General features: G+C 71.6%; 21 protein-coding genes. 12 read left to right on the top strand and 9 right to left on the bottom strand.

Annotated features, from left to right (window positions below; translation table 11 throughout):
- Positions 1 to 52 precede the first annotated feature (52 nt).
- The 5 genes from ABR738_RS06860 to ABR738_RS06880 all read right to left on the bottom strand — a co-directional run bounded on the left by ABR738_RS06860 (position 53) and on the right by ABR738_RS06880 (position 3931).
- Positions 53 to 526 (bottom strand): DUF3574 domain-containing protein, encoded by a 474-nt coding sequence (locus ABR738_RS06860; RefSeq protein WP_350229078.1) that lies wholly within the window; start codon positions 524 to 526, stop codon positions 53 to 55.
- 68 nt (positions 527 to 594) lie between these two features.
- Positions 595 to 1557: an NsdA family TPR-like regulatory protein gene (locus tag ABR738_RS06865; RefSeq protein ID WP_350229079.1), complete on the bottom strand. Its 963-nt coding sequence runs from the start codon at positions 1555 to 1557 to the stop codon at positions 595 to 597.
- Entirely contained in the window at positions 1554 to 2771 is a 1218-nt protein-coding gene (locus ABR738_RS06870) for an MAB_1171c family putative transporter (protein WP_350229080.1), read from the bottom strand. Before ABR738_RS06870 ends, ABR738_RS06865 begins: the two co-directional genes overlap by 4 nt.
- Positions 2768 to 3343: a hypothetical protein gene (locus ABR738_RS06875; RefSeq protein ID WP_350229081.1), complete on the bottom strand. Its 576-nt coding sequence runs from the start codon at positions 3341 to 3343 to the stop codon at positions 2768 to 2770. The genes ABR738_RS06870 and ABR738_RS06875 overlap by 4 nt, the downstream gene beginning before the upstream one ends.
- Before the next feature lie 165 nt (positions 3344 to 3508).
- Positions 3509 to 3931, bottom strand: a complete 423-nt coding sequence (locus ABR738_RS06880; protein WP_350229082.1) for a YjbQ family protein — start codon at positions 3929 to 3931, stop codon at positions 3509 to 3511.
- 134 nt (positions 3932 to 4065) lie between these two features.
- On the opposite strand from ABR738_RS06880, the gene ABR738_RS06885 reads away from it, so the two are divergent.
- The 7 genes from ABR738_RS06885 (at position 4066) to ABR738_RS06915 (ending at position 10030) form a co-directional block, all read left to right on the top strand.
- Positions 4066 to 4149 (top strand): putative leader peptide, encoded by an 84-nt coding sequence (locus ABR738_RS06885; protein ID WP_350234457.1) that lies wholly within the window; start codon positions 4066 to 4068, stop codon positions 4147 to 4149.
- 213 nt (positions 4150 to 4362) lie between these two features.
- Complete coding sequence (locus ABR738_RS06890; RefSeq protein ID WP_350229083.1) at positions 4363 to 4503, top strand: hypothetical protein; 141 nt, start codon at positions 4363 to 4365, stop codon at positions 4501 to 4503.
- An 88-nt stretch (positions 4504 to 4591) separates the two neighbouring features.
- Positions 4592 to 5503: an ABC transporter permease gene (locus ABR738_RS06895; RefSeq protein WP_350229084.1), complete on the top strand. Its 912-nt coding sequence runs from the start codon at positions 4592 to 4594 to the stop codon at positions 5501 to 5503.
- Entirely contained in the window at positions 5476 to 6279 is an 804-nt protein-coding gene (locus ABR738_RS06900; RefSeq protein WP_350229085.1) for an ABC transporter ATP-binding protein, read from the top strand. Before ABR738_RS06895 ends, ABR738_RS06900 begins: the two co-directional genes overlap by 28 nt.
- A 302-nt stretch (positions 6280 to 6581) precedes the next feature.
- Positions 6582 to 7640 (top strand): ABC transporter substrate-binding protein, encoded by a 1059-nt coding sequence (locus ABR738_RS06905; RefSeq protein WP_350229086.1) that lies wholly within the window; start codon positions 6582 to 6584, stop codon positions 7638 to 7640.
- Entirely contained in the window at positions 7637 to 8845 is a 1209-nt protein-coding gene (locus ABR738_RS06910; RefSeq protein WP_350229087.1) for an LLM class flavin-dependent oxidoreductase, read from the top strand. The genes ABR738_RS06905 and ABR738_RS06910 overlap by 4 nt, the downstream gene beginning before the upstream one ends.
- Before the next feature lie 60 nt (positions 8846 to 8905).
- On the top strand, positions 8906 to 10030 hold the full coding sequence (locus tag ABR738_RS06915; protein WP_502964045.1) for an NAD(P)-binding domain-containing protein: 1125 nt from the start codon (positions 8906 to 8908) through the stop codon (positions 10028 to 10030).
- On the opposite strand, the gene mltG is transcribed toward ABR738_RS06915, so the two are convergent.
- Positions 10031 to 10858 carry an endolytic transglycosylase MltG gene (gene mltG, locus ABR738_RS06920; RefSeq protein WP_350229088.1) on the bottom strand — a complete coding sequence of 276 codons (828 nt, stop codon included), beginning with the start codon at positions 10856 to 10858 and terminating at the stop codon, positions 10031 to 10033.
- Positions 10859 to 11264: 406 nt separating this feature from the next.
- Complete coding sequence (locus tag ABR738_RS06925; protein ID WP_350229089.1) at positions 11265 to 13076, bottom strand: ABC transporter ATP-binding protein; 1812 nt, start codon at positions 13074 to 13076, stop codon at positions 11265 to 11267.
- 116 nt (positions 13077 to 13192) lie between these two features.
- On the opposite strand from ABR738_RS06925, the gene ABR738_RS06930 reads away from it, so the two are divergent.
- Both ABR738_RS06930 and ABR738_RS06935 read left to right on the top strand, forming a co-directional pair.
- Positions 13193 to 13702 carry a MarR family winged helix-turn-helix transcriptional regulator gene (locus tag ABR738_RS06930; protein ID WP_350229090.1) on the top strand — a complete coding sequence of 170 codons (510 nt, stop codon included), beginning with the start codon at positions 13193 to 13195 and terminating at the stop codon, positions 13700 to 13702.
- Between the two features lie 25 nt (positions 13703 to 13727).
- Positions 13728 to 15212, top strand: a complete 1485-nt coding sequence (locus tag ABR738_RS06935; RefSeq protein ID WP_502964046.1) for a Gfo/Idh/MocA family protein — start codon at positions 13728 to 13730, stop codon at positions 15210 to 15212.
- Between the two features lie 60 nt (positions 15213 to 15272).
- Here the strand turns inward: ABR738_RS06935 and ABR738_RS06940 are convergent, their stop codons facing one another.
- Positions 15273 to 16877 carry a peptide-N4-asparagine amidase gene (locus ABR738_RS06940; RefSeq protein WP_350229092.1) on the bottom strand — a complete coding sequence of 535 codons (1605 nt, stop codon included), beginning with the start codon at positions 16875 to 16877 and terminating at the stop codon, positions 15273 to 15275.
- A 161-nt stretch (positions 16878 to 17038) separates the two neighbouring features.
- Here ABR738_RS06940 and ABR738_RS06945 point away from each other — a divergent pair, with 161 nt between their 5' ends.
- Together ABR738_RS06945 and ABR738_RS06950 are read left to right on the top strand one after the other, a co-directional pair.
- Positions 17039 to 18838: an ABC transporter transmembrane domain-containing protein gene (locus tag ABR738_RS06945; protein ID WP_350229093.1), complete on the top strand. Its 1800-nt coding sequence runs from the start codon at positions 17039 to 17041 to the stop codon at positions 18836 to 18838.
- On the top strand, positions 18835 to 20616 hold the full coding sequence (locus tag ABR738_RS06950; protein ID WP_350229094.1) for an ABC transporter ATP-binding protein: 1782 nt from the start codon (positions 18835 to 18837) through the stop codon (positions 20614 to 20616). Before ABR738_RS06945 ends, ABR738_RS06950 begins: the two co-directional genes overlap by 4 nt.
- Before the next feature lie 429 nt (positions 20617 to 21045).
- Here ABR738_RS06950 and ABR738_RS06955 read toward each other — a convergent pair whose 3' ends face one another.
- Positions 21046 to 21837, bottom strand: coding sequence for a metal-dependent hydrolase (locus tag ABR738_RS06955; protein ID WP_350229095.1), 792 nt, complete (start codon positions 21835 to 21837; stop codon positions 21046 to 21048).
- 95 nt (positions 21838 to 21932) lie between these two features.
- Between ABR738_RS06955 and ABR738_RS06960 the strand changes: the two genes are divergently transcribed.
- Entirely contained in the window at positions 21933 to 24506 is a 2574-nt protein-coding gene (locus tag ABR738_RS06960) for a DEAD/DEAH box helicase (protein WP_350229096.1), read from the top strand.
- Positions 24507 to 24509 lie beyond the last annotated feature (3 nt).

Here is a 24509-nt window from a genome sequence, read left to right on the forward strand (position 1 = left end):
CGGCCATGGTCCACCAGACACCCCCTAGGGCGCGCTCCGGCGGCCGGGCCGCTCAGAAGTCGGCCTGTGCCTTCACGTCGGCGCGGCCCACGGACTCCAGCCCGTACGTCGAGCAGTACAGGGCCCGGATGTACTCGATGTCGGGATCGTGCGTGCGGGCTTCGGCGGTGGGATAGAGCACGGTCAGCTCGTAGGAATTCTCCCGGTTGATGCTGCCCGTCTTGTCACGCCACTGCCCTCGGCCCTGCTGAAGGGTGAGCCCGGACGGGAACCGGGGCGTGATCACATCGGCGACGAACTTCATGAACTCGTCGTCCGTTATGGGTGGTTGACCGTTGTGGCGCCCGGTGCCGAAGTAGAGATGGGTCGCCACGTACGGACTTCCGTGCGTGGTGGTCGCCGACGCGGCCGACGGGGCGGCTGTCGTTCCGTAGGCGACTTCGGAGACCGGACCGCCGGTGGCGAAGAGGAGAGCGATGGCCACGAGAGCGGCGGCCGCGGGCGTGGACACCCGGATGTTGAGCATGTCGTCCCTGTCTGTCTGGTGATGGTGATGGTGAGGGGTGGCATATGGGGGCGGGGGCTGCCGGCGGTCTAGCGGGCAGGTGCTGTCCCGCTCCTGGGGCGCGGTGGCAGGGACCGCAGCAGGAAGTCCGCCGCGTCCCGCGCGTTGCCGGGCGCGCCCTCATGGCCCCGCAGCCGGGCAGCGGTGCGGGCGAGCCCCCGGGTCGTCCGTACGGAGCCGATGCCCCCGGCGCGCGGCGCCAGGGCGGCGATGAGGTCTTCGGCCTCGCGCCAGGCGCGGGCCCGGGTGAGGGCGGCGAGGAGTTCGGCCGTGAAGAGGTCGCGGTAGGAGGGGCCGGGCGCAGTGGCGGCCTCGTGCAGGAGCGCGATGGCGCGGTCCCGGTCGTGCAGCCTGGCAAGCACCCAGCCGTGGTGGCCGGTGAGCTCGGGCTCGTCGATCCACCAGGACCAGGCCGGATCCAGGCGTGAGGCGCCGTCGAGGAACCGGCTGCGGGCGCGTGCCATGAGCGCCTCGGCATCCCGGCGGCAACCCAGAAGAGCGCTCGCGTGGGCCCGGCGGACCAGCACGAGGGTGGCGACCAGGTTCGGCAGCGGGCGCGGCCCCGCCACCCGGGCCACGGCGTCGAGGGCGGCCACGGGGCGCCGCTGGTGGGTGAGCAGCATGCTGTGGTTGAGCAGCGTCAGACGGGCGGTCGCGCGGTCGCCCGAGCGCTCGGCGAGGGCCAGGGCCCGCAGGTTCATCCGGGCGGCCGCGCGGTTCAGGCCGGCGTCGAAGAGGATCCAGCCGGCCACTTCGCTCAGTTCGGCGAGGGCGGCGAGCAGATCGCTGTCCGCGTCGCCGAGAGTGGCGGGCCCGGCGGCCAGTTCCGGGGCACGTCGCAGCAGGGCGCGTACGGCGGTGACGGCGGCGCTCGCGCCGTCCGTGGCGTCCAGCGCCACCAGGTCCCCGACCGCCGCCCGGGCCAGGGTGGTCAGCGAACCGGACGCCGCGCCGTCCCGTGCCGAGAAGTCCGGCCGCGCCGCCCCTGTCACCACGGGACGCCGGCGGCCGCGCGCACGGCCCGGCCCTGGGTGAGAGCGGTGAACGCGGACGCCACCTGGGTCAGCCACTCCACCTCCTCGCGGAAGTCGTCGTACGGCGGCCGCGCGGGGAGGCCGGCGGCGTCGGCCAGCTCGTCGCGCTCCTCGGCCGGGCGGTTGAGGACGGCCCGTACCTGGAGCGCTTCACCGAGCGGCGATGTGGGGTCCTCGGGCAGGCCGAGGGAGCGGGCCACGCGGGAGAAGTCGGCGAGCGAGAGCGAGGTGCGCAGCATCAGCTGTCCGTCGCGTATCTCGATGACCCGCCGGTAGAGGCTGTAGTGCGGATCGCGCGGCGGCAGAAGGTCACGCGCCCAGGACCGGGGCGGGTCGAGTGCGATGTCCGGCGACGCCTGGCACAGCGCCCACCACAGGGGGCGCAGCCTGAGGTAGGAGCGGTAGCTGCGCAGCCACCCGGCGCCGCGGGTGAGGTGGATGCCCCAGGACGGAATGGTCCAGCCGGTGATTTGGAGCAGGGCGCCGACGGTGCCGCACGACCACTGGATGGGGTCGAGGCGCGAGGCGTCGTAATGCAGCTGGGTCCCGGCGATCTGGACGCTGCGGACGACGCAGTACACGAGGACGAGGGCCGCGCCGACGGTCACGGTCCGCATCCCGACCTTGAGCCACTGCCGGTTGGCCATCTTGGTGAAGCGCAGCGAGAGCCGGACCGCCTCGAACTGCCCCACCCCGCAGATGACGAGGTAGAACGACATGTACAGCGCGTACCGGCCGTCCTGGATGCTGAGCAGGATCGTCGAGGTGGCGGTCTTGGCACTGGCGACCGGGCTGACCGCGAGGGAGGCGATCACGAGGACGCACAGGGCGGCGCCGAAGAACAGCACGCGACGCCCGGCCCGGCGCCCGGCCTGATCGGGCGGGGCCGACCAGTACACGAGGACCACCTGCTGGGCGGCGGTGAGGACGACGACGGCGACCTGGACGATCAGCGAGGTGATGTTGGGCAGGCCGAACAGGGCCGAGATGTGCACCCGCAGGGCGTCAAGGTCGACCAGGAAGCTGATCCCGGAGCACAGGAAGTAGACGCACAGCGCCCACAGGGCGACGTCGCGCTTTCTGCGCAGAAGGTCCGGGAGGCGGTAGCCGAACGCCGCGAGGCCGCCGAGCGCGCAGATCCAGGAGAGGGCCCCGTTCAGGTCGTCCATCATGGCTGGTCCGGATGGCCGACGCCGTTCTCGATGCGGGCGACGATCTCCGCGGCCTCCTCGGGGACGCCCCAGGCGGGCTCCAGCCAGCGCTTGCTGGCACGTGCCAGGATCAGCGAGGCCAGCGTCTCCGCCTCCTGCTCCTCGTCGTCGCTGTAGCGCGAACGCATCAACATGCTCCGCACCACGGCCGGTTCGACATCGCTGAACAACCGGCTCGTATCGCCTCGGTCGAATTCCACGGAGCCTCGGTGGGCGAAGGCGATGTGGGACAGTTCGTGGGCGATGATGTGTTCTTTGTGTGACGCGGACGCGGCTTTCTCGTAGGCGATGATGTCGAAGCCGTCCAGTTTCAGCCAGAGACCGAAGAGATGGCGGTCCGGGAAGGTCGTCGGAATCAGATGGATCGGGCGCCGATTCCGCGTGCTGAGATAACCGTGCAGTTCATCAATGCCGCAGCCGTGCTCCATGCCCCAGTCCCCGAGCAGCGCCTCACAGTTGTGACGAACCTTTTTGAGACGGCGCCTGAGCCGACGGTCCTCCGGCGACGGTAACGCGGAACCAGACACCTTCATCTTCAGCCTTCCACGCCTTCCATGCCTTCCTCGCCAAAGAAGCAGGCCATCGCAATGCCTGTATTCGAAAGTGCCCGTGGATTGCGGCTGCTGGTCCCCGGGCGAACGACGCGGCCATGATGCCACACCCTCAACTCACCGGACGGTGAGAACCTTTGCCTCGAGTCAGCCGAGAAAACTGAGGCGTACCTGGCGGTTGGGGTTGTCCTTGTTCGTGTCCACCAGGCACACGGACTGCCAGGTTCCGAGCGCGAGCCGTCCCCCGATCACCGGCAGCGTGGCGTGCGGCGGCACGAGCGCGGGCAGGACGTGGTCGCGGCCGTGGCCCGGGCTGCCGTGCCGGTGCTGCCAGCGGTCGTCGGCGGGGAGCAGGGTGTGCAGGGCGGCGAGCAGATCGTCGTCGCTGCCCGCCCCCGTCTCCAGGACGGCCACACCGGCGGTGGCGTGCGGCACGAAGATGTTGAGCAGGCCGTCACGGCCGGACGCCTGTCGGTTCAGGAACTCCTCGCAGTCCCCGGTCAGGTCGGTGACGGTCTCGCTCGTGCCGGTCTCGATATGCAGGACATGGGTGGTGAAGACGTCGGACATGTTTCTCATCTTCCCGCCCTTGGACGCGGTACGCGCGGCGGCGGCAGCGGTGACCCGTCCGGCGCGCGAGATGATGTGTCCGAGTGGCGAGACACTGGTTGACCTCGTACGGAACGGGTCGCTACGTTCACGCCATGTCACGTTCAGCCCTGCTCACCACGCGCGGTCACATCGACCTGCTGCGGGTGGCGTCCGCCGCCTGTCGCCGCGGCTGCTGACGTCCTTTCGGCTGTTCGGCCGCCGGTCCTTTTCTTGTCGCACCGGCCGCGCTGACGTCACCTTCACCCTCCTCATGTGCTCCGCGTTCCGGAACCGCCTGAGCCCCGCCGCCGTGCGCTGACGCGTACGCCCGGACGGTCCTGACCCACGCCACCCACGTCACCACCACTCCCCGCGCGAGCGGATCCCCTTGCCTGCCCTGCCGCTGCCACGTGTCGCACCGAGTGCGGCTGCGGCTGCGGCTGCGGCTGCGGCTGCGGCTGCGGCTGCGGCTGCGGCTGCGGCTGCGGCTGCCCAACGTCGTACCCGGGGGGCGGGGCCGTTGCGGGTGGTCCGTGACGCGGTGGCCGTGACGGTCGGGGCACGGAAGGGCGGCGGCGCGGGCCGCGCGGGGCCGTCCCCTACGCGGTTCCCCCTCCTCGCTCCCACCCTGGAGTCCTCATGACCGTCGACCACGCCCCACCGATCCTGGCCGGCCCGCCCGCCGAGACCGCCGAGACCGCCGGGACCGGCGCGTCCGGCGCATCCGCCACGGTCCCGCCCGTCCTGGAACCGGTGGTCCCCGCCGCGCGACGGGGCGGCCGGATCCGGTCCGTGCCGCGTTGGCTGCGCCGCACCGCGGGGCCACTCACCCTGCTCGTCCTGTGGCAAGTCCTCAGCGCCACCGGGGTGTTGAGCCCCGACACCCTTGCCTCTCCCGGCACAGTCGCCCGGGCCGGGGCGGATCTGATCGCCGATGGAACGCTTCCCTCGGCGATGGGCATCTCGCTGCGCCGGGTGGTGGTGGGCCTGCTCGTCGGAGGCGTCGCCGGAATCACCCTCGCCCTGCTCTCCGGGCTCTCCCGGCTCGGCGAGGACCTGATCGACGCCACCGTGCAGATGCTGCGCACCGTGCCGTGGGTCGGCCTGATCCCGCTGTTCATCATCTGGCTCGGGATCGGCGAGGCACCCAAGGTCGCCCTGATCGCGCTCGGCGTGGCCTTCCACCTGTATCTCAACGTGTACGCCGGAATCCGTGGCGTGGACGCCCAACTCGTGGAGGCGGGTCAGGCGTTGGGCCTCAACCGATGGGGACTGATACGCCATGTCGTCCTGCCGGGCGCCCTGCCCGGCGCCATGACCGGACTGCGCTACTCACTCGCCACCGCCTGGCTCGCCCTGGTGTTCGGCGAATCGATCAACGCGGACGACGGCATCGGCTTCCTGATGAATCAGGCCCGCGAGTTCTTCCGTACCGACGTGATCGTGGTCTGCCTGGTCGTGTACGCCTTCCTCGGCCTCATCGCCGACGCCGCCGTCCGCACTCTCGAAAGGCTGCTCCTGCAATGGCGACCGACCTTCACGGGCCAGTGACCTCCCCCGGCGCTCCCGCCACCGCCCCCGATGCCGTACGGGTCGAGGGCCTGGCCCGGTCCTTCGACGGGCGGGCCGTCATCGACGGGCTTCAACTCACGTTGAAGGCCGGCGAGTTCACCGCGCTGCTCGGGCGCAGCGGTTGCGGCAAGTCGACGTTGCTGCGGGTGCTGGCCGGGCTCGACCGGGAGATCGAGGGCACGGTCCTCGTCCCCGAGCGACGGGCCGTCGCCTTCCAGGCACCCCGGCTCATGCCCTGGAAACGGGTGTGGCGCAACGTACTCCTCGGCCTGCCGGGCAAGCCCGGACGCGCCCTGGCGGAGCGGGCGTTGGAGGAGGTGGGGCTCGGTCACCGGTCCGACGCGTGGCCCAAGACCCTCTCCGGCGGCGAGGCCCAGCGCGCCTCTCTCGCCCGGGCACTGGTGCGCGAGCCCGATCTCCTGCTGCTCGATGAACCGTTCGGCGCGCTCGACGCGCTGACCCGGATCAAGGCGCAGCAGCTGGTCGCCGAGCTGTGGCAGCGGCGCGGCTGCGCGGTGCTGCTGGTGACGCACGACGTGGACGAGGCCCTGCTGCTCGCCGACCGGGTCCTCGTCATGCGCGACGGCGCCATCGCCCACGACACCGCCGTCGCCCTCGACCGGCCGCGCACTGTCGGCGGCCCAGGCTTCGCGACGCTGCGCTCCCGCCTCCTGCGCGAACTGGGCGTGACACCGCCCGCCAACGCCCCTGCCGCCACACCCGCCCCTGACACCACACCCGCCCCGGCCGCCTGATCCGGGCACCGGGCCCCGGTCCGAGAGCCACGAGCCTCCCCGACCTCACCAGCCCCCAGCCTCCTCAACCATCCCGGCCTCACCAACCCGGGCTTCCCCGAACATCCCGGCCTCACCAACCCCGGGCTTCCCCGAACATCCCGGCCTCACCAACCCCCGACCTCGCCAACCCCGTCCTACCGGACCCCCGACCTCACCCTCCGGCCTCACCACCCCCGACCTCCTCCCCAGCTCCCGACCTCCTCCTGACCTCCTCCCGACCTCTCCCACCATCCCGGCCTCCCCGAAGGAACGACGTACCCATGCGACGCCCCACCCTGCGCGCCCTGCCCACCCTGCCTGCCCTGCTCCTCCCGCTCACCCTGGTCCTCGCCGCCTGCGGCGGGAACTCGGCCGCCGACGCCCGGGCCGGCTCCCGCTCGGGCTCCGGCTCCGGCGCGGTCACGCTCAACGTCGGTGACCAGAAAGGCGGTTCGCAGGCCGTCCTGAAGGCTGCCGGGGAGCTCGACCACCTGGACTACAAGATCAAGTGGTCCACGTTCACCTCGGGACCCCCACTGCTCGAAGCCGTCAACGCCAAGGCCGTCGACATCGGCGGGGTCGGCAACACGCCTCCGGTGTTCGCCGCCGGCGCCGGCTCCAGGATCAAAGTCGTGGCGGCGAGCCACGGCTCATCCGACGGCGAGACGATCCTCGTTCCCGAGGATTCGCCGCTGCGACAGCCCGGGGACCTCAAGGGCAAGTCGATCGCGGTGGCCCAGGGCAGCTCCGCCCACTACCAGCTGCTGGCCACGCTGAAGAAGGCCGGCCTCGGCATCGGCGACGTCAAGCTCAGCTACCTCCAGCCGGCCGACGCACTGGCGGCCTTCAGCCGTGGCAAGGTCGATGCCTGGGCGGTGTGGGACCCCTACACCTCCCAGGTCCTGCACGCGAAGAAGGGCCGTGTCCTCGCGACCGGGGCAGGGGTCACCAACGGTCTCGGGTTCCAGGTCGCGGCGCCGTCCGCGCTGGCCGACCCGGCGAAGGCAAAAGCCGTGGGCGACTACCTCAAGCGTCTCAACCGCGCCCAGGACTGGGTGTTCCAGCACCCCGAGGCATGGGCCAAGGTCTGGTCGAAGGAGACCGGGCTGCCCTACGAAGTGGCCCTTGACTCGGTGCGGCGCAGCAACGGCACGCGCGTCGCGGTCGCCGTGGACGCGGCGGCGGTCGCCTCGGAGCAGCGTATCGCCGACACCTTCGCCGATCTGTCGCTGATCCCGCGCCGCTTCTCCTTCCAGGACTACGTCGACACCCGGTTCAACGGCACACTGCCGCCCTCCACCACCGCCCCCCGTTCGTACGGAAAGGCCTCTTCCCGATGACCGTTCATCTGCACTGGTTCCTGCCCACCGGCGGCGACGGCCGGACCCTGGTCGACCGTCACGCCTACACCGACGGTGGCGTCGGGCGTTCCCGTCGGGGGCCCGTCAGCGGAGTACGCGCGCCCGATATCGACTATCTGGTCCAAATAGCCAAGGCGGCCGAGCACTTGGGCTTCGAGGCGGTTCTGACGCCCACGGGCACGTGGTGCGAGGACGCGTGGCTGACCACGGCCGCGCTCGCCCAGCACACCGAGCGCCTGAAGTTCCTCGTCGCGTTCAGGCCGGGCGTCATCTCCCCCGTGCTCGCCGCGCAGATGGCGGCCACCTACCAGCGCGTCACACGCGGCCGGCTGCTTCTGAACGTGGTGACGGGCGGCGACTCCACCGAACAGCGCCGCTTCGGCGACCACCTCGATCACGACCGTCGCTACGCGCGGACCGGAGAATTCCTCACGGTGCTACGCGGCGCCTGGCGCGGGCAGCCCTATGACTTCACCGGCGAGCACTACCAGGTGGAGGGCGCGCTGACCGCGCTGCCGCCTGACCCGCTGCCGGAGATCTTCTTCGGGGGCTCGTCGCCGGCCGCGGGCCCGGTGGCCGCCGGACACGCGGATGTGTATCTGACCTGGGGCGAGCCGCCCGCGCAGGTGAAGCAGAAGATCGACTGGATCCGGGAACTCGCGCGCGAGCGCGGGCGCACGGTGCGGTTCGGCATCCGGCTGCACACCATCTCGCGTGACTCCTCGCGTGAGGCGTGGGCGACGGCCGACCGGCTGCTCGGCGACCTCGACGCGGAGACGATCGCGGCGGCGCAGGAGGCGCTGGGCAGGAGCGAGTCGGTGGGCCAGCGGCGGATGCTCGCGCTGCACGGCGGCTCGCGCGACAACCTGGAGATCTCGCCCAATCTGTGGGCCGGCGTGGGTCTCGTACGGGGCGGGGCGGGCACGGCGCTGGTCGGCAGCCATGGCGAGGTGGCCGACCGGATCGAGGAGTACCACGAGCTCGGCATCGAGCACTTCGTGCTCTCCGGCTACCCGCATCTGGAGGAGGCGTACTGGTTCGGCGAGGGCGTGACGCCGGAGCTCGCGGCGCGTGGGCTCCTCACGAAAATCCCGGCCTCCCCGCTGCTCGGGGTGCCCGACGCGAGCGGCCGGCCGGCCTCCGCGCCGGGCGGGGCGCCGCTCCTGGGGGGAGGCGGCCGCTGAGCCGTCCCTACGGCGAAACGTCCGGGGAAGATCTCCGCACTCCGCGTGGTTGGTAGAACCGTGAACTACACCGGGGTGCGCGAGGTGGACGTGGTGGTCATAGGCGCCGGGCAGGCGGGTCTGTCCGGCGCCTACCACCTGCGGCGGGCCGGTCTCGTGCCCGACCGCGACTTCGTGGTGCTCGACCACGCGCCCCGGCCGGGCGGAGCCTGGCAGTTCCGCTGGCCCTCGCTCACCTACGGCAAGGTCCACGGGATGCACGCCCTGCCCGGCATGGAGCTGACCGGGGCGGCCGCCGAGCGCCCGTCGTCCGAGGTGATCGGGGAGTATTTCGCCGCGTACGAGGACCGTTTCGGCCTGCGGGTGCGCCGGCCGGTCGAGGTGAGCGCCGTACGTGAGGGCGAGGGCGGTCGGCTGCTCGTCGAGACGTCCGATGGCGCCTTCGCGACGCGTGCGCTGATCAACGCGACCGGGACCTGGGACCGGCCGTTCTGGCCGCGCTATCCGGGTCAAGAGACGTTCCGGGGGCGGCAGTTGCACACGGCGGACTATCCGGGTCCCGACGCCTTCGCGGGGCTTCGGGTGATCGTGGTCGGCGGCGGGGCCTCGGGCACCCAGCACCTGATGGAGATCGCCGAGGTGGCCGCGGACACGACGTGGGTGACGCGCAGGCCGCCGGTCTTCCGCGAGGGCCCCTTCGACGAGGAGGCCGGGCGGCGGGCCGTGGCGATGGTCGAGGAGCGTGTGCGGCTCGGGCTCGCGCCGATGAGCGTGGTCTCGGTGACCGGGCTGCCGTTGAACGACGCGGTGCGGGCGGCGCGGGCCAAGGGGATCCTCGACCGGCTGCCGATGTTCGACCGGATCACCGAGCACGCCGTGGTCTGGGACGACGGGCGGAGCGTGGCGGCCGACGTCATCCTCTGGGCGACCGGTTTCCGTGCGGCCATCGGCCATCTCGGTCCGCTGGGGCTGCGCGAGCCGGGCGGCGGCATCCGGCTCGAAGGGACCAAGGCGGTCAGGGACGAGCGGATCCATCTGGTCGGCTACGGCCCCTCGGCCTCGACGATCGGCGCCAACCGGGCGGGCCGGGCGGCGGCGCGGGAGATCGGACGGCTCCTGGCGAGCGAGCACGGGCCGGCCGGCGAGCGGGCGCCCGCGCCGGTGCGGGCGCCGGCCACGGCGTGATCAGACGGAACCGCTCCGCTGCTTCTGGTTCTCGTTGAACTCCCTTACGTTCAGGAGATGTTGGGCGTAGCTGTCGGTGAAGCGGGTGTCGCCGGGCGCCACGGTCACGAAGTACAGCCAGTTGCCGGGGGTGGGACGGATCGCGGCGTCCAGCGCCTGTTGCCCCGGGTTGCCGATGGGGGTCGGCGGCAGACCCTTGTGCTCATAGGTGTTGTAGGGGCTGTCGGTCTTGGTGTCGCGCGTGGTGGTGGCCGGCGTCGAGCGGTTGAGCGCGTAGTTCAGCGTCGAGTCCATCTGAAGCGGCATGCCTTGGCCCAGACGGTTGCGGATGACCCGGGCGACCTTGCCCATGTCGGCCGCCGAGTCCGCCTCCGCCTGCACGATCCCCGCGATGGTCACCAGCTGGTAGACCGTCAGGCCGCTGCTCCGGGCGCCCTCGGTGATCCGGTCCTGCCCGAAACGCCCCTTGGCGGTCGCGACCATATAGGCGAGCAGGCCGCCAGGGGTCGCGTCCTCCTTGACGGGATAGGTGGCCGGGTAGAGATAGCCCTCGGGGTTGCCCTTGGCCTCGGCCGGAAGCTTCAGGTCCGTCGTGGCTGCGGCCTTCTTGGTGGTGCCGGGCGGCAGATGGAGGCGCTGGTCGAGTGCCGCGTACACCTGGCTCGCCCGCCATCCCTCGGGGACGACCAGGCTCCTGGCCGGGGCGCCGGACTCCCGCAGCACCAGCAACAGCGCCGCGCCGGCCACCGCGAGCAGCGCGAGCAGCAGCAGAAACAGCCGGCCGCGCCGGGTCAGCCGGGGCCTTCGGCCGTACGAGGTCGCACTCATGGCGGCACGCTACCCCTAAATTTGGGACATATCGGGCACCCGACAGTATGCGACGCGCGTCGCGCTCAGCCTCGGCCTCGGTCCTGGCGAACACACGAACAGGGGATCGGATGTTCGCCGGTACGCGTGATCGTCCCGGCTTTCGTTGCCCAACTCCCTTGTGGCGACGGATGCTTGAGGGGCGCAAGCGACGGTCTGGAGACCGGGCTCGCGCAGTCCCACGACGGCATCGCCCTGATGCCTCCACACCAGCAGAAAGCACCATCATGAACCTGATCACCGACCTGCTCGCCGGCGTCTTCCACTTCCTCGGCTGGCTCGTCTGACGCTGCTCATGCCCGGCGCCGCCGTTCCCCGTCCCACGGGAGCGGCGGCGTCGCCGTGTGCGAGCCCCCGGCGCGCGGCCTCAGCTGCGGGCGGGGGCCGGCTCGGCGTCCCTGCGCACCAGCGCGGCATATCTGCCGTCCTGGTCGAGCAGTTCCTCGTGGGTGCCGCGCTCGACGATCACGCCCGCGTCGAGTACGACGATCTGGTCCGCGTCGCGCACGGTGGAGAGCCGGTGGGCGATGGTGATGGTGGTGCGGCCCTCGGAGAGCGCGTCGATGGCCCGCTGCACCGCGTGTTCGGTCCGGGTGTCGAGCGCGCTGGTCGCCTCGTCGAGGATCAGGACCGGCGGATCGCGCAGGATCGTCCGGGCGATCGCCAGGCGCTGCTTCTCCCCGCCGGAGAACCGGTAGCCACGCTCACCCACCAGGGTGTCGTAGCCGTCCGGCAGCGAGACGATGTGGTCGTGGATCTGGGCCGCGCGGGCGGCCGCCTCCAGTTCCTCGTCGCCGGCCTCGGGCTTGGCGAAGCGCAGGTTCTCGGCGACCGAGGCGTGGAAGAGGTACGTCTCCTGGGAGACCACGCCGATCGCGCGGGCCAGGCTGTCGAAGTCGAGTTCGCGCACGTCCACCCCGTCCAGCGTGACGCGGCCGCCGGTGACGTCGTACAGGCGCGGCACCAGATAGCTGAGCGTGGACTTGCCGGAGCCGGTGGGGCCGACGACGGCGAGGCTGCTGCCTGCCGGAACGGTCAGGTCGATACCCGAAAGCGTGGGGCGCTCCTGCTGCTCGTCGTAGCGGAAGTCGACGTTATCGAAGCGGACCGTGCCGCGCGCCGCGTCCAGATGGACCGGCTCGTCGGGCTCGGTGATGTCCACCGGAAGGTCGAGGTATTCGAAGATCCGCTGGAAGAGGGCGAGCGAGGTCTGCATCTGCACGCCCGTGGACAGCAGGCTCACGGCGGGCCGGAACAGGCCCTGCTGGAGCGAGACGAAGGCGACGAGGGTGCCGATGGAGACGGAGGGGCCGCCGGTCTCCAGGGTCAGGCCGGCCGCCCAGTAGATGACGGCGGGCATGGCGGCCATAACGATGCCGATGGTGGACATGCGCCAGCGCCCGGCCATGTTGGAGCGGACTTCGAGGTCGACAAGGAGCTCGGACTCGGCGGCGAAGTTCTTGGTCAGCGAGTCGGTGCGGCCCATGGTGCGGCCCAGCAGGATGCCGCTGACCGAGAGTGATTCGGTGACCTCGGCGGCCATGGCGGCCATCTGCTTCTGACGCTGGGTGGTGATCTTCTTGCGTTCGCGGCCCACGCGGCGGCTGATCCAGACGAAGACCGGAAGCAGCAGCAGCGAGACGCAGGTCAGGCGCCAGTCGAGCGCGAGCATGGCCACGACGGAGGCGACGACGGCCGTCAGATTGGAGACCAGGGAAGTGGCGGTGGAGGTGACGGTCGCCTGCATGCCGCCGATGTCGTTGGCGATGCGGGACTGCACCTCGCCGGTGCGGGTCCGCGTGAAGAAGGCGAGCGGCATGCGCTGGAGCTGCGCGTAGACCGCCGTCCGCAGATCGTGCATGACGCGCTGGCCGACGGTGGTGCTGATCAACGTCTGGAGGACGCCGAAGACGCTGGTGAGGACCGCCGTGCCGATCATGCCGAGGGCGAGCAGGCTCAGCAGGCCCGTGCGGCCGCGCGGGATGGCGACGTCGAGGATTTCGCGGAGCAGGAACGGCGTGGCCACCGAGACGAGCGAGGACGCGGCGACGAGCAGCCCCACGACGGCGAGACGGCCCCGGTAGGGGCGGAACAGGCCGAGGATGCGGCGGATCTGGGCCGGCTCCTTCGGCTCGGTGCCACGGGGCGGGGGTGTCCAGGTGGATTGTTCGGGGCGCATGGGCTCCTTCGACAGGGGTGAGGGCGCCCGCACGGAGGCGGAGCGGCGGCGACTTCGGGATCATAGCTCATTGTTACCTATACTCACAATGAACGAGGTCCTGTTATTGTTCCCGTATGCAGCCACACATCTCCCGGGCCGCCCCAACCGTCCGCCCAGCCGTCCGCCCCGCCGTCGGTACCGACGCGGCCGCCGACGCCGACGGCCTGCTGGCCGAGCAGTTGCTGCGGCTGACCCGCCGACTGCACCGCATCCAGAAACACCACTTGGAGCCGGTCGGCATCACGCCCGCGCAGTCCCGGCTGCTGCGCACGGTCGCGCACTGGAACGAGCCGCCGCGCATGGCCGATCTCGCCGCGCGTCTGGAGGTCGTCCCGCGCGCCGTGACCACCCTGGTCGACGCCCTGGAGGAGAGCGGCCACGTGCGCCGGGTGCCCGATCCCGCCAACCGCCGGGTGATCCGCATCGAGCTCACCGACGCGGGCCGCGCCACGCTGCGCGCGCTGCGGGGCGCGCGCCGGGGCGCGGCGGAGGAGATCCTGGCCCCTTTGACCGCCGGCCAGCGTGCGGTCCTCGGTGAACTCCTGACCACCCTGATGGACGGCGCACCGCAGGGCCGCTGCTGAGCGACACGCACCTCGCGGCCCCCCGATGAAGCGTCACCAGGCGCCCAGCGACCGGTATCAAGAGTCCACATCCGGTCGATCACCTGGAGACTCGTTGAACGAGGCAGCATCGGAGCACCACGACGTCAGCCGCCGCTCCGTCCTGCGGGGCGCGGGCGCCGCGGGCGCCGCGAGCGCCGGCATGGGGCTCGGCGTGACCACGACACCGGCCACGGCGGCCCAGCACGCGGGCCGGCCGCCGGCGGCGACACCGCCCCGCCAGGGCGAGACCATGATCGGGGTGCCCTTCGAGCGGCGCTCCACGGTGCGGATCGCGATGATCGGTCTCGGCAACCGGGGCGCCGCGATGCTCGATCTGTATCTGGCCGTACCGGGGGTCGCCGTGGTCGCGCTGTGCGATCCGGTGAAGGCGAAGGCCGAGCGTGCCGCCGCCAAGGTGGCGGCCGCTGGACAGCCCGCGCCCACCGTGTACGTCCACGGCGAGGACGACTACGCCCAGTTGCTCCAGCGCGGCGACGTGGACTTCGCGCATGTCGCCACCCCCTGGGACTCCCACTTCGAGATCGCGAAGTCCGCCCTCCTGAACGGCGTCCATGTCGGAGTGGAGTGCCCGCTCGCGCTCCAACTCGACCAGCTGTGGGAACTCGTGGACCTCTCCGAGCGGACCCGAAGGCACTGCGTGCAGCTGGAGAACTGCTGCTACGGGCGCAACGAGATGCGGGTCCTTCGCATGGCGCACGCGGGCAAGTTCGGGGATCTGCTGCACGGCGCGGGCGCGTACAACCACGATCTGCGCGCCATGATGTTCGACCCGGCCTACTACGAAGGCCCCTGGCGCCGGCTGTGGCACACCCGGCTGCGCGGCGACCTCTACCCCAACCACGGCTTCGGCCCTGTCGCCAACTACATGGACCTCAACCGGGGCGACCGCGCCGTGAGCATCGTCAGCGTCGGGACGCCCTCGCTCGGCCTCGCGCAGTACCGGGCAGCCCACATGCCCGCCGGCGACCCGAGCTGGAAGGAGACGTACATCGGCAGCGATCGCACCATCAGCCTCGTGGAGACCGCCAAGGGGCGCGTGATCCGGCTCGAGCACGACGTGTCGACGCCGCACCCCTACAGCCGGATCAACAGCCTCGCCGGCACCAAGGGGCTCTTCGAGGACTATCCCGAGCGGATCTACCTGGAGAGCGATCACCACGACGACGCGTGGGGCGACTTCTCGACGTACGCCGAGTGGGACCACTGGCTGTGGAAGGAGCACGCCCATCCGCCGGGCACCCACGGCGGGATGGACTACATGCTGGTGTTCCGCCTGACGCAGTGCATGCGCCTCGGGCTCGTGCCGGACTTCGACGTGTACGACGCGGCGACCTGGACCGCGCCGGTGCCGCTGAGCCATCTGTCCATCAAACAGCGGGGCCTGCCGCAGGAGATCCCCGACTTCACCCGGGGCGAGTGGAAGAAGCCCCGCCCTGGAATGGACTCCGCCAAGCCCGCCGGGGCCTGAGGGCGGGGCGGGCGCCGGCCCCCTGGTCCGGGCGGGGTCCCGGTCGCCCGCCTTGGCGGCTCAGCAGTGCCGGACGTCCTGCGTCAGGGCGCCCTGTGCCGTCTTGAGGCCGCGGTCGTAGCACCCGTCCGAGCCGTACAGGCGGTAGCGCTCGGCCGAGGTGCCGACCGCGTGGCGCTGATCGCGCGGCACGTTCATGGTCCAGGCCGCGTCACCCTGATAGGTGTCGTCGAGGTGGGAGAAGGCGGTGGGGCGCGCACCGCGCAGGGTGAGCGCGTCCGCGCGGTCGCCGAGGGTGATGACGGTGCGCAGGCGGCCGTCCGTGGCGATGGTCGTCGTACCGTCCATCGTGTAGGTCCGGTCGTCGCGGTCGGTCACCGCCGGACCGCGCCCCTTGGTCGTCACGCTCTCCTCGTCGCGCCAACTCCCCTTCAGCGCGTCGGTGTTCTCGCCCTCCGTCCAGCGGTGGACCGAGTCGCCGGCCACCGAGCGCGTCACCGTCGTGGTGACGCGGCCGTGGGAGGTGTCGAGGTAGCCGGCCGTGGTAAGGCGGTGGCTGCTGTGGGCGTCGAGACGCAGTTCGGGCGAACCCGGCTTGTACGTGGTCGAGTTGACCGGCTCCGTCTCGTCGTGACGGGTGAGGGCGCCGGTGACGATCTTGCGCCCCGGGTCCTGCCAGATGAGCAGGTTGGTGGGCGTGGACCAGCCGGCCTGCCCGGCGGGCACCCCTGCGACCGAAACCTCCACCTGGTGCGGACGCCCGTCGTTGAGCATCGCGGCGTACGGCGTCAGGTCGTAGGTGACGGGCTGGACGTCGAAGGCGCGCGGGGCGGGCACGACGTACCAGAGGAAGGGGTTGGACCAGCCGCCCGTCCATACGGTGGGGAACGGGGCCGCTATGCCGGCGAGTTGGCCGTCGACCTTGATCTGCACCTCGCGGTTGGGCCCGGCCTGCGCCTTGCAGGAGTAGGCGGCGGGGTCGGGGACCGCGAGATACCAGAACTCCTCGCAGCCGCCGCCGGAGCCGGTGGCGTACACCTCGGCGAGCAGGCGTTCGGAGTTGCGCGGAGTGGTGACCCGCGCGGTGTCGAGGGCGAGCACCTGGTCGGGGGTGGCCGCGGGCGCGGTCCGGGCGTCGGCGGCGTAGAAGGTGAGGGTCACCTTGACGTCGATGACGCCGGTGTAGGTGTCGTCCACGGTGTTGCCGATGAGCATCTCGACGGGCTGGGCGGAGCGGAAGGTGGAGCTGTAGCGGGTGACGTCCTTCTCGACGTTCCAGGCGATGCCGTCCGCCGAGGGTTCCGGCGTCGAGGTGCGCAACACCTCGACGCCGCCCACGTGCAGATAGCCGAGCCGGTCGTACTGACGCCCCTTGACCTTGCCGTCGAGGCGCAGCACCACCTTGCTCCACCGGTCGCCGCAGCCCTTGGGGGGTGCGTAACTGCCCCGGTAGGGCGTGTAGTCGCGGAACTGGGTCTCGGCGATGGTGACTTGGCAGGACTTCGTGTGCGGGGTGGCGACCGGGGGCGCCGCGGTCAGCGGGTCGTGCCAGTCGGTGCCGAACTCGGTGGGCGGGGCAGCGGCGGCCGCCGGACCCGCGCCGAGCGCCAGGGCGGCGGCCAGGGTGAGGCCGCCGAGCATGGACATGATCCTTCGTCGTCTCATGGACCAGGAGTGAAGCGCGAGCGCGCGCCCCGCGCCAGACCCGGGCGCCCGGACATGGCGGATTCTGTGCCCCAACGCGGAAAAACCGTTTGAAATCCGCACCGGGAAAACGCGAACCTGGCACGACTCCAGCCACTCGACGCGAGGAATTCCGGGACGTCATGCACATTCGCGATCTTCCCTATACGGATCCGGGTGAGCCGGACGTCCGCTCGGGCCCCCGGTTTCTGTACTGGCTGGGGCGCAACCAGCTCGGCGGCCAGCTCAAGGCGCTCGGCTGGGGCCTGCTGCACCAGTGCGGCATCGCCGGTCTGCCGCTGACCGTCGGCCTCGCCGTGCAGGCGGCCGTGGACCGCTCGGGCGACCGGCTCGCGCTTGCGGCCGGCCTCAACGTGCTGCTCGGCGTGGCGATCGCGCTCGGCGAAGTGATGCTGCACCGCACGGCCGTCAGCAACTGGATCACCTCCGCCGCCCGGGTGCAGCAGCTCCTGGCGCGCAAGGCAGCCGAGCTCGGTTCGGCGCTCACCCGGCAGGTCGCGGCGGGCGAAGTGGTCGCGGTCTCCACCGGCGACGTCGAGAAGATCGGATGGTTCGTCGAGGCGCTGTCGCGGTTCGCCGCGGCCGCCGCCGCGCTGGTGATCATCTGTGTCGGCCTGGTGATCTACCAGCCCGCCCTCGGCGTCGTGGTCGCCATCGGCGTGCCCGTACTCGCCCTGGCCGTCCTGCCGTTGCTGCCGCAGGCGACCCGGCGAGCGGACACTCAGCGCGAAAAGGCGGGCCGGGCAACGGAGTTGGCGTCCGACACGGTCGCGGGGCTGCGCGTGCTGCGCGGCATCGGCGGCGAGGAGCTGTTCCTCGGCCGCTACCGCGAGGCCTCGCAGGAGGTCCGCCGGGCGGCCGTCCACAGCGCCCGGATGTGGTCGCTGATCTCGGCGGTCCAGGTCCTGCTGCCCGGTCTACTGCTCATCACGGTGGTCCTGTACGGCGCGCGTCTGGCGCTCGACGGGCGGATCGCGGTGGGTGAACTGGTCACCGTGTACAGCGCGGTGACGCTGATGCTCTACCCCTTGCAGCACTTCGCGGAGATCGCGATGGCGTACTCGTTCTCGCGGCCCTCCGCGAAGCGGGCGGCGCGGGTGCTCGCGCTCCAGCGGGTCACCGACCCGGCCGGGACGCGGGCAGGGGCGCCGTCCGGGCCGCTGTCGGGCGACCTGTACGACCCGGCGAGCAAACTGCGCGCGTTGGAGGGCCGGTTCACGGCCGTGGTGTGCGGAGACCCGGACGCGGCGGGACGGCTCGCGGACCGGCTCGGCGGTCACCCCGCCGAGCCGGACGGGATGGAGTCGGTGCTGCTGGGCGGGGTGGCGCTCGACGGGCTCGCCCTCGCGGAGGCCCGCGCGGCCGTCCTCGTCCAGGACAAGGACCCGGTGCTGCTGTCGGGCACGCTGCGCGACCTGCTCGACGTACCGGCGTCCGGGCGGGTGGACGCGGCGGACGCGCTGGCGGCGGCCCAGTGCGAGGACGTACTGGACGCGCTGGCGCAGGCGTCCGTCGACGGCGGCGGGGACCCGATGGGAACCCGGATCACCGAGCGCGGCCGCTCGCTCTCCGGTGGACAGCGCCAACGGCTCGCGCTCGCGCGGTCGTTGGTGGCGGACCCCGGCGTGCTCGTCCTGGACGAGCCGACCTCGGCGGTCGACACGCACACCGAGGCGCGCGTGGCGGGCGGCATCAAGCGGCTGCGCGCCGGGCGCACGACGGTCGTGTTCACCTCATCGCCCCTGCTGCTCGACGCCGCCGAGCAGGTCGTGTTCGTGGACGGCGGCGAGGTGGCATCGGTGGGCACGCACCGCGATCTGGTCCGCACCGATGTCCGCTACCGCTCGGTGGTCACCCGCGAGACGCACGAGGAGCCGAAGGCAGTGTCTTGGACCCTGGAGAAAGTGGAGGAGTCGGCATGATCGGCGTGGCGGTACCGGAGTACGACCCGGCGGCCCCGCAGTCGGCCACCACCCTGCCGGTGGGCACTCCGGCGACGGTGCGCTCCTACGCGCGCGAACTTCTGCGGCGCCACCGCGCGGCCTTCGCCGTGCTGATCGGGGCCAACGCCGTCGCCGTGATCGCGTCCATGGCCGGTCCCTATCTGCTCGGCGGCGTCGTCGAGGACCTGTCGACAGGGGTCCGTGACCTCCATCTGGGGCGCGTGGCGGCCCTGTTCGCGGTGGCGCTGATCATCCAGGCGGTGTTCGTCCGGACGGTCCGGCTGCGCGGCGGCATGCTCGGCGAGGAGATGCTGGCCGATCTGCGCGAGGACTTCCTGGTGCGAGCGGTCGGGCTGCCGCCCGGCGTGCTCGAACGGGCGGGCACGGGCGATCTGTTGTCCCGGGTCACCACGGACATCGACCGGCTCGCCAACGCGATGCGCGAGGCGGTGCCGCAGCTGGCCATCGGCGTGGTGTGGGCGGCGCTGCTGCTCGGCGCGCTGGGCGTCACGGCTCCCCCGCTCGCCCTCGCGGTCCTGATCGCGCTGCCGGTGCTCGTGACGGGCTGCCGCTGGTACTTCCGGCGGGCGCCGTCCGCCTACCGCTCGGAGGCCGCCGGGTACGCGGCGGTCGCCTCCGCCCTGACCGAGACGGTCGACGCCGGGCGCACCATCGAGGCGCACCGCCTGGGCGCGCGCCGCGTCGCGCTCTCGGACCGGCGCGTCAAGGAGTGGACGGCCTGGGAGCGGTACACCCTGTTCCTGCGCTCGGTGCTGTTCCCCGTGGTCAGCGTCACGCACATGATGATCATGGTGTCGGTGCTGACCATCGGCGGGGTCTTCGTCCTCAAGGACTGGATGACAGTGGGCCAGCTCACCACGGGCGCCCTGCTCGCCCAGATGCTGGTCGAGCCGGTCGGGCTCATCCTGCGCTGGTACGACGAGCTCCAGGAGGCGCAGGTCTCGCTCGGGCGCCTGGTCGGGGTGCGGGAGATCGAGCCAGGCGCGGGCGACGCGGGGGTGCGGCCGAGGGGGCGGCACGTCGAGGCGGACCAGGTGCGATTCGGCTACCGCGAAGGGGTGGACGTCCTGCACGAGGTCTCCCTCTCGGTGGCCCCGGGCTCCCGGGTCGCCCTGGTCGGTCCTTCCGGAGCGGGCAAGTCGACTCTTGGGCGGCTGATGGCCGGGATCTACGCGCCGCGCGCCGGCCGGGTCACCCTCGGCGCGGCCGAGCTGTCACGGATGCCGGCGGAGCGGGTGCGCGAACATGTGGCGCTGGTCAACCAGGAGCACCACGTCTTCGTGGGCTCGCTCCGCGACAATCTGCTGCTCGCGCGTACCGGCGCCGAGGACGCCGAGCTGTGGGCGGCGCTCGGGGCGGTCGACGCGGACGGGTGGGCGCGCGGGCTCGACGACGGGCTCGCCACGGAGGTCGGCTCCGGCGGTCATGCGCTGACCCCGGCGCAGGCCCAGCAGATCGCCCTGGCCCGCCTGGTCCTCGCGGACCCGCACACGCTGGTCCTGGACGAGGCGACGTCCCTGCTCGACCCGCGCGCGGCCCGCCATCTGGAACGTTCGCTGGCCCGCGTCCTGGACGGCCGTACGGTCGTGGCGATCGCCCACCGCCTGCACACCGCGCACGACGCGGACGTCATCGCGGTGGTGGAGCGGGGCCGGATCGTGGAGCTGGGCAGCCACGAGGAGCTGGTGGCGGCGGGCGGGGCGTATGCGGGGCTGTGGCAATCCTGGCACGGATAGCCTGCGGCGCGCGGCAGCCCAGCCCCGCGCGCGCCGACCCGGGTTTCCCCCGCGGGGGGGCGGGTGGCGGGGCCCTTCGGCGCCCCCTACCCGCGAGCCGCGTGTGGCCGGGGCCCCGGCTCCCCTTTCCCCGCGGGTCGCGTGTAGCGGGGGCCCTCCGGCTCCCCTTCGCCGCAGGCCACACGTGGCTGGTCTCGCAGTTCCCCGCGCCCCCAAGGGGTCGCGTGCTGCCCGGCCGGGATCTGCCCGAAGGCCAGCCGTGAAGGGGCGCGGGGAACTGCGCGAACGGCCCCGCACCGCCCGCAGACAAAACACCACACCGAACCTGCCCGAAGGCCAGCCCTAAAGGGGCGCGGGGAACCGCGCGACCAGCCCCGCACACGGCCACGGCGTGAATGGGCGGACCCGTCGCCCGGACCGGCGCGGGGGTCAGATGAAGTTCAGGGCGCCCGCCGCGCCCACCCCGCCAAGGATCATGAACACCGGCATCAACACCTTCAGCTCCACCCAGCTCCCCGCACGGAACCGCATCCCCTTCGGCGGCCCCAGCGGAGCCCACCGCTTGCGGCCGAGCGGGATCGGCCACAGGATCGGGCAGCCCGAGACCGTCAGGGCGTCACCGATGTCGTGGACGAGGGCGCCCAGGACGATGGGCAGGCCCAGCCACAGGTACTCCTGGCCGGGGCCGGAGAAGAGCCAGTCCGAGCCGTTGCCCGGCTCGTCGAGCACCCCCGCCAGGATCCACGCGCTGGTCCCGCCGAGCAGCCACACCAGCACATCGCTGGAGACCCGCGCGGCCCGCCACAGCAGCCCCTCCACCGCGAGGACCAGATGGACGAAGAGGATGCCGAGCACCGCCCACCGGCCGCCGAACACCGCCGCCGCCGAGGCACCCGCCCCGATCAGGACGGCCCACAGCCACGTGTGGGTCAGCGTACGGTGACCGCCGTTGCGCCGGGGGTCGCCGGGCCCTCGGGTCGCTTTGTAGACCGCGTGCGAGAGGTCGTCGACGATCCCGCACAGCGCCTTGGACACCGGCCCGAACGCGCGCGAGATGGTCGCCGACTTGTGGTCCAGGTCGGGCGCGAGCGCCGCGCCCGCCGTGATCAGGGCGCCCACGGCGAGCACCGGCCACGGCATGGGGTGCCCCCAGGCAGCGGCAGCGGCGCCCACCCCGAGCCAGGCCGCGGCCCCCGACAGTGAGTGCGCTGGTCCCATCATGGCCGTGCCCCGCCCCATTCCTCTTGCTCGTACGCACAGTTGACGCACAGGTGACGGCCCGTCCGTGGACGGGCCGAGCTGGCAGCCTACCCGCGATGATCTTCGCGCCGGCGGCCGGTTCCCGCTTCCGGTGCCGGGGCAGGCAAGATGGGGGCGTGACCCTTATCGATCAGCTGCCGCCGAGTGCCGACCCCGATGCCCTTTTCGAGGCCTTCTCCACCTGGGCCGAGGAGCGGGGCATCACCCTGTACCCGGCCCAGGAGGAGGCGCTGATCGAGGTCGTGTCCGGGGCGAACGTCATCCTGTCCACCCCCACCGGCTCGGGAAAGAGCCTGGTCGCGGCGGGTGCGCACTTCGCGGCCCTGGCCCGGGACGAGGTCACGTTCTACACCGCGCCGATCAAGGCGCTGGTCTCGGAGAAGTTCTTCGACCTGTGCAAGCTCTTCGGCACCGAGAACGTCGGCATGCTCACCGGTGACGCCTCCGTCAACGCGGACGCGCCCGTCATCTGCTGCACCGCCGAGGTGCTGGCCTCCATCGCGCTGCGCGACGGCAAGTACGCCGACATCGGCCAGGTCGTGATGGACGAGTTCCACTTCTACGCCGAGGCCGACCGGGGCTGGGCCTGGCAGATCCCGATCCTGGAGCTCCCCCAGGCCCAGTTCGTCCTGATGTCGGCCACCCTCGGTGACGTCTCGATGTTCGAGAAGGACCTCACGCGCCGCACCGGCCGCGAGACGGCCGTGGTCCGCTCGGCGACCCGGCCCGTGCCGCTGTCGTACGAGTATGTGACGACGCCGATCACCGAGACGCTGACCGAGCTCCTTGAGACCCGGCAGTCGCCCGTCTACATCGTGCACTTCACGCAGGCGCAGGCGGTCGAGCGCGCGCAGTCGCTCATGTCGATCAACATGTGTACGCGCGAGGAGAAGGACAAGATCGCCGACCTGATCGGAAACTTCCGCTTCACCACCAAGTTCGGCCAGAACCTGTCTCGTTATGTGCGCCACGGCATCGGCGTGCACCACGCGGGGATGCTGCCCAAGTACCGCCGCCTAGTCGAGAAGCTGGCCCAGGCGGGCCTTTTGAAGGTCATCTGCGGTACGGACACGCTGGGCGTGGGCGTCAACGTACCCATCCGTACGGTGCTGTTCACGGCGCTCACCAAGTACGACGGCACCCGCGTGCGCACCCTGCGGGCGCGCGAGTTCCACCAGATCGCGGGCCGCGCCGGGCGGGCCGGGTTCGACACCGCCGGGTTCGTGGTGGCGCAGGCTCCCGAGCACGTCATCGAGAACGAGAAGGCGCTCGCCAAGGCGGGCGACGACCCGAAGAAGCGCCGCAAGGTGGTCCGCAAGAAGGCGCCCGAGGGATTCGTGGCCTGGTCGGACACCACCTTCGAGAAGCTGATCGCCTCCGAGCCCGAGCCGCTGACCTCACGCTTCCGCGTCACCAACATCATGCTGCTCTCGGTGATCGCCCGGCCGGGCAATGCCTTCGAGGCGATGCGCCACCTCCTTGAGGACAATCACGAGCCGCGCAAGGCACAGCTGCGGCACATCCGCCGGGCCATCGCGATCTACCGCTCGCTGCTGGACGGCGGTGTGGTGGAGCAGCTGGAGACCCCCGACGCGGAGGGCCGCACCATCCGGCTCACCGTCGACCTCCAGCAGGACTTCGCCCTGAACCAGCCGCTGTCCACGTTCGCGCTGGCCGCCTTCGACCTCCTGGACCCCGAGTCGCCGTCCTACGCGCTCGACATGGTCTCGGTCGTCGAGTCCACGCTCGACGATCCGCGCCAGATCCTCGCCGCGATGCAGAACAAGGCGCGCGGCGAGGCCGTCGGGCAGATGAAGGCGGACGGCGTCGAGTACGAGGAGCGCATGGAGCGGCTTCAGGACATCTCGTACCCCAAGCCGCTGGAAGAGCTCCTGTGGCACGCCTACAACGTGTACAAGACCTCGCACCCGTGGGTCGGCGACCACCCCGTCTCGCCGAAGTCCGTCATCCGCGACATGTACGAACGGGCGCTCACCTTCACGGAGTTCACCTCCTGGTACGAGCTGGCGCGTACCGAAGGCATCGTCCTGCGCTATCTGGCGAGCGCGTACAAGGCGCTCGACCACACCATCCCGGACGACCTCAAGACCGAGGACCTGGAGGACCTGATCGCCTGGCTCGGCGAGATGGTGCGCCAGGTGGACTCCTCGCTCCTGGACGAGTGGGAGCAGCTGGCCAACCCCGAGGTGCAGACCGCCGAGGAGGCGCAGGAGAAGGCCGACGAAGTCAAGCCGGTCACGGCCAACGCCCGCGCCTTCCGTGTCCTTGTGCGCAACGCGATGTTCCGCCGGGTGGAGCTCGCGGCGTTGGACAACGTCGACGCGCTGGGTGAGATGGACGCGGAGTCGGGCTGGGACGCGGACGCGTGGGGCGAGGCGATGGACGCGTACTGGGACGAGTACGACGACCTCGGCACCGGCCCCGACGCGCGCGGCCCCAAGCTCCTGTCCATCGAGGAGGACGCGGCGCACGGGCTGTGGCGCGTCCGTCAGGCCTTCGCCGACCCGAACGGCGACCATGGCTGGGGCATCAGCGCCGAGGTCGACCTCGCGGCCTCCGACGAGGAGGGCCGCGCGGTGATCCGGGTGAAGGACGTTGGCGAGCTGTGATCA

Source organism: Streptomyces sp. Edi4 (assembly GCF_040253615.1).
GTDB lineage: Bacteria > Actinomycetota > Actinomycetes > Streptomycetales > Streptomycetaceae > Streptomyces.